Genomic DNA, 5,568 nt, shown 5'->3' with positions numbered 1-5,568 from the left:
CTTTTGATATGGAGATGCTTGCCACCTTCGAGTCGGCGATGTTGGCTTGGTATTTTCCCGTTCCGCCATGTAGCAGCACGATGCGTGTAGATTGCTTGTTGAGTGCCACCGAGTCGGTGTTGTTGGTGCCGAAGGCAATATCCGAAAGTTCTGTGTCTGTGGCATTGTCGCAACTGGTCAATGCCATAGCCGCGAAAACCAGCAGAAGGCATAGGCGGCTTGCCGTTTTGTATATTGGTGTTGTCATCGTTTAGTCTACGTTTAGTTTGTATTCTATTTCCCATTTGCGTGTCGGCGTTTCTTCAATCTCTATGCGTAGGGTGTGTTCGCCCTTTGAACCGAAAGTAATAGCGCCAGATGTGGGTGTAACGGGTTGGCCATCTATCCAATAAAGCATTTTGGCATCGGGGTTGGCCAAGTCGTGATAGTAGAGCGGAAGCGTGCGTGGTGCCGTTCCTTGCTCGCGAACCATATATAAATAAGGTATGCGGTCTTCTTCGTTTACGCCGAAATTTAAAGGCAAAGTGGTTTGCGATACAGTTGCAGATGCATCTGAAACGACAGAGCCTTTGATGGTTTTCACGCTGAAAGCGTAGCTTTTCCCTGGTTCCAGTTTTGTAACCACATATCTGGTTGCTTGTGTGGTTGCCGCTGCTTTGCCGTCGATGGTTATCTCGTAGGTTACGTCCGTTTCAGCCACAGCGTTCCAAGACAGTTCAATCTCTCGCTGTTGCGGCGTGGCATGTAGGTTAGCAGGCGGTTCGGGTTTGTTGGGCACAACGCCTTCCTTGGTTTTTACCATCGAGATGTCGTCGATAAGAATGTGTCTTCCTGCGTCGGCGTCTTCGTATACAGACAGTATGTAGAAACCCAATGCAGCCGATTCAACCCCAGCAGGTGCCTTAAAAGTGAGCGTTTTCTTTTTCCATGTGCCCGTAAAGTCTTTGGCCATGTCCTTTTGTGCCTTCCGTTCTTCTTTCTTAATGAGCTGTTCGCCCTTATACCAATCGATGTAAACCAAGATGTTGGGCTTGGTAACAGTGCCTTGATACCAGTAAGAAAGTTCGTATTCGGCACCCGGTTGCACCTTTATATAATGTGTGTTGAAGTCTTTATCGCGTGCGATGAACGACCCGCCATTGGGGAAAACGCGTATGGCGTAGTTGCCGCTGTGTGCCGTTTTCGTGCGTTCGCGCGACAGCGATGAGTTGAAATACCAATACTGGGGTTTGAGATAGGGGTCGAACGAGGGTGCAGTACCCCCTTCGCCGCTGCCTTCGTTGCCGTTTTGTGGCTTAACATAGACTTCAAATCCCCCGTCGATAACCAACTCTTCGTGTGTTTGGGCCGTGCCAGCCTGTGCAAAGGCAAGCGCGAGGGCAAGGATATGCAGTTGTTTCATATTATTCTTATTCATGTGTTGGCAATGTATATGTGGTTTTATTGCAGGCTTATGCCATACCTCTGTGCCACCTGCCAGGCCACGTTTCGCAGCGAACCTGTGGCGGATGTGTCGGCAAGGAGCCGTTGTTTGTCCCAAAGTCCGTTGCCGGCGGTTAGTTGGTCGATGAGCGTTTTTACTTCGTTGTAGGTGAAATGGGGCTTGCCCGATGCCTGTACGGTGAATTGCAGGCCATAAACTGCACCACATGCCTCGGACAAGAAGGTAAGGGCGTTGGCTGCATCCTCATCTATGTTGGCCATTGTGGTTTCGCCCGTAAGCAGATTAATGGCTCTTATGGCAGCCACTTTCGAAAGTTCGGCACGAATAATGGCTTGTTGGCGCAGCATGTCGGCATAGCGATATTGGGTAATGGCAGCCCTTCCTGCTGCAAAGGCGTTGTAAAGCGTGATACGTGATTGGCGTAAGGCGGGCGTGTTAGCAGCCTGAACGTAAGGCAACCAAAACTGATAATAACCGTAAGCAAGGTCCCAGTGGTGTTCTAACTCGGTGTAGTTGTGGCCTGCAACAAGCACGTTGTCTTCGTGGCTTTTGCGTAGGGCATCGCTGTTTAGTACGCTGTCGTTGAGGTGAGTGTTGAGAATCTTGTCGAGATAGATGCCACCATAGACGATACCTTGGAAGAGTTCGGCCACCACTAGCCCCTTTTCGTTGGCAAAAGCGAGGTTAACATCGCCGATGTTACGGCCTACATATCCGCCTTTTCCTGGCTTAGCCTTTTGGTTACGGGCTGTTCCAGGTCCCTCTTTACCCATCCCGCTGAGTGCCGCGGCTTGGTTGAAGATGTCTTCCACGTCTTTCTTTACGAGGGCACTATCGGCTTTGTGGGTTGGCGATGCCGACAGTTCGCGGCGCGGTTTCAACCCAAATTCGCCATTATTGTAATAGCCCTTCATCGTTTCCAGCAGTGTTCGGTTTTCAATTCTGGCCTCTTTAAGGTAGCTGTCGTAAATATAATCGAGTGGGTCGCGCAGTAAATTGCATTCCAGATAGTCTACACTACTGGTTCCATTCCTTGCGAATTTGTACTGCGGGTCTGGGTAGGGAGGCATCACGTAGGCCGATTCAACGGTTTCTCCTTCCCAGCGATTGCATGACGAAAAGACGAGTGGCGCCAACAAAAGCACCAAGAATATCTTGTGGTTCATCGTGTGTCGTTATATATATAATGTGTATGGGAGGGTTAGGGCAAGATGATGTAGGCGCAAAATGGGCCTTTTATCTTGTCTATTCCTTCTTCGTTTTGGTGTTCGTTCACTTTCAGAGGTTTCACAATGGTAAATCCGTCTTCGGAAATAGCCGAGATGGTGGCCTTTATTGACGAGCCACGAGGACCTACACCGTTAACCAAAAGGTACATGGGGAAACCTGATTTGGCTTTGAAATGCAGTTCGTGTTGCTGACCGTTAGACAGAAAAGACGTTGCGTCTTCGTTTGTTTTGTTGGTGGCAATGGTGGTGAGCGAACGGTTTGCTGCCACATAACGCACCACATAGCGCGACGCAAGTTCGGCCTCTGGCACGTTATTGCCCAAGATATCTACCTCGCGAAACGAGCAAGTAAGCGTAACATCGTAGGTTCGTACGTCTTTGGTTATCTCCACTCCGGGGTAAACGAAGTCGGAAACGGGTGCATCGGGGTTTCCCAATTGTACCACTTGGTCTTCGTAAGAAACCTTGGGCTCCTCTACACCTGTGAAGGGAAAGAGCTTATCGTAGTCTTCTTCGGCATAATCGGCAGTGCTGCGCGAGCAGCTTACAAGCAGTGCGACCAATGCTAGGAGCGTATATTTCATTGTGTTCATGTGTTCTGTTTGTTTTAAAGGTGGTGTATCAGCGGTCGTCGCCTTCGTCCCAAATCTCGGCAACAAGTCCCGTTGGCTTGCCTTCTGGGTGCAAGTGCTTGCTTACAAGGCGCGTTTTGCGAAAGAGTGGGTCGTAAACTTCTACCAGTTCGGCAACGAAACGTTGGCCTACACGTTGGAAATCGAAGAACATGATTTTGCTGTCGTAGCGCAATCCTGCACGGAAAGTGATGCCATGTTCTGTGCCTGCGTAGCCCGAACCCAATCCAACAATCTCTTTTGCAGGATAGTCTGGTATGGGATTTTTCTTCTGCGCAAAGAGAAAGAGGTAGTATTTCTTCTCCTTGATTTCGCGTAATAAGGATTGATTTGTCTCAACGTTGCGTTTTACATAAACGTCGCTGCGGAAGAAAATGCGGCTACCACGGTGAGTGGAGAGTTGCGGATTGACCATGCGTTCGAAGAAATCGCGGTTTTGGAAAGCTCTATCTGCAGTTTGTTTCCATTGCTCTTCGCTGGCAAGTTTGGTGAAAACGATGTATTCGCGGGCGGGTTCTAGGTAGCTGGCAGTGCGGAAAACGAGGTTGCCGTCTTCGTTCTTGCCCATGAACAGCCAATCGGAAGCGGCACGAAAGGCATCGTTAACCAACTGATGCACGTAGTTGCGGGTGACGAAACTCAGCTGTGTGAAACTGTTTCGGCCCACGCGATACTCGCTTTTCTGTGGTGTGGAGGCAGTTTGTTGGGTGAAGTCGGCCTTCATCTCCATAGTGTTGTCGGCGTTAAACCGCATGGTGAAACTGTCTCCACCATAGCCGTATCGTCCGCGGTAACCGAATTGTGGGATTAATTCTGATGGATTGGAGAAGAGCAACGAGTCGGTTCGTGGGAAATACAGCACTCGCCAACCATGCTCGGCACTGGTTAGTTCGGCTTTCAAGGCGGCAATGCTCTCTGCATTACGCTGTGCCGGCGAGCGGTCGAAGACGTCTTGACTGGCATCGCAAGCCGTAAGTAACGTTACGATGATGGCTGTTAGCCAAGCTTTGGTTTTACTGTGCATGTTGTTTGATGTAGTTGTTTATGCGGCGCAGACTGGTAATCTGCAACTGCTTTAAATTGATGTGCAGGCTTTTTTGCATGTATTGTTCCACAAAAGCCTGCTTAGCCACAATCTCTTTATAGGCTTGTTCGGCCTCTTTGTTGTATTGTTGCTGTACCTCGGGGTCGCTGTCTTGGTCGGGAGTTTGCGCTGTATTGATGGCATCGTTCACCTCTTTGGGTGTGGCACAGAGGGTTGAACTGATGATTTCAGCAAAGTCGTCTTCGGCCGAAAGAAAGGCTTGCATGGTGTAAAAGCCGCGTTTATTGGCATAATCGGCTAGTCCGAAGTAGTCTTTTTCTTTCTTCGAGTAGCCCAAGGGAGCGGCCAAAGGTTCGGTCGAACCCGTGTAGCGATGTCCGCTTATGGCCGTAAACTTGTCGCGATCGTAGGCCACAAGCTCTGCCAAACGACGTGCAAACTGGTGATGAACGCTGCGCATCAGGGCATACATCTTGTTGGTGTCGCCTGCTTTAAAGTCGTCTACGCGGAAGATGCACATCTCCGAGGGCGTGAGCTGTGGGTTGTTGAGCAGTTCAACGCTGTTCTCGTCTACGTTCTTCCCACCATATAGATATATTCGTAGGGGCGTTTTACCTTGCAGGAAGTGGTCTCCTCCAAGGTTTTCTTGTCGATAAGTCTCAAAGCATAGTTCGCGAACGGCCCTTAAAATGGCCTTCACGTTGTCGGGTTTTGGTGGCGAAACGAAGGTTGTACCTGTGTTGGCGTTCTTCTGCCAACGGTAAACCACCTCGATGTTATAAGGTGCGGTTATGCTGTCGGCTATCCAATGGTCTAGCTCTGTCTGTGGGGTTTGCACCGTTCCTGCATCCACCACGCTCTGCGGACTGAGCGATTCGTTGGTGCAGGCCTGCAAAAGGCATGGCAACAACAGGCAGATAATGTTCTTTATATTCATCGTTTATAGTTCTTTTTGCGTTAAAAGCCTTTTAATGTAAGGGTTCGTTGCGCTCGCGTGGGTTGGGTTCCAAGCCTCGGTTGATGCCTTCGGCTGGTATTTGCAACAGCTTTCGCGGGTCGTTTTTCTCCAAAGGGAAGTAGTAGGTGCTTTTAGACGAGCGTTTTACTGCGATATGAAAGCGGCGAAGGTCGAACCAACGCAGGCCTTCTTGGAAGAATTCTTGCTGACGGAAACCACGATGGTTTTCACCAAGGCCAACTGTTTGAGGGTCATTCCGT

General features: G+C 49.7%; 5 protein-coding genes and 2 pseudogenes. All 7 read right to left on the bottom strand.

The window, feature by feature from the left end; genetic code table 11:
- Window positions 1-247, bottom strand: a pseudogene (locus BN93_RS05580) (hypothetical protein); the annotation flags it as partial.
- A gap of 3 nt (window positions 248-250) precedes the next feature.
- On the bottom strand, window positions 251-1,402 hold the full coding sequence (locus BN93_RS05575; RefSeq protein ID WP_019187361.1) for a fibronectin type III domain-containing protein: 1,152 nt from the start codon (window positions 1,400-1,402) through the stop codon (window positions 251-253).
- 38 nt (window positions 1,403-1,440) lie between these two features.
- Window positions 1,441-2,610 (bottom strand): DUF4856 domain-containing protein, encoded by a 1,170-nt coding sequence (locus tag BN93_RS05570; protein WP_019187360.1) that lies wholly within the window; start codon window positions 2,608-2,610, stop codon window positions 1,441-1,443.
- 35 nt (window positions 2,611-2,645) lie between these two features.
- Window positions 2,646-3,266, bottom strand: a complete 621-nt coding sequence (locus BN93_RS05565) for a hypothetical protein (RefSeq protein WP_044259911.1) — start codon at window positions 3,264-3,266, stop codon at window positions 2,646-2,648.
- 28 nt (window positions 3,267-3,294) lie between these two features.
- Entirely contained in the window at window positions 3,295-4,329 is a 1,035-nt protein-coding gene (locus BN93_RS05560) for a DUF4302 domain-containing protein (protein ID WP_019187358.1), read from the bottom strand.
- On the bottom strand, window positions 4,319-5,287 hold the full coding sequence (locus tag BN93_RS05555) for a putative zinc-binding metallopeptidase (protein WP_019187357.1): 969 nt from the start codon (window positions 5,285-5,287) through the stop codon (window positions 4,319-4,321). The genes BN93_RS05560 and BN93_RS05555 overlap by 11 nt, the downstream gene beginning before the upstream one ends.
- Window positions 5,288-5,318: 31 nt before the next feature.
- Window positions 5,319-5,568: pseudogene (locus tag BN93_RS17415) on the bottom strand (RagB/SusD family nutrient uptake outer membrane protein); the annotation flags it as partial.

Origin of the sequence: Prevotella conceptionensis 9403948, from assembly GCF_000312305.1 — a bacterium.
GTDB lineage: Bacteria > Bacteroidota > Bacteroidia > Bacteroidales > Bacteroidaceae > Prevotella > Prevotella conceptionensis.
This window is presented reverse-complemented; position numbering and strand designations above follow the sequence as displayed.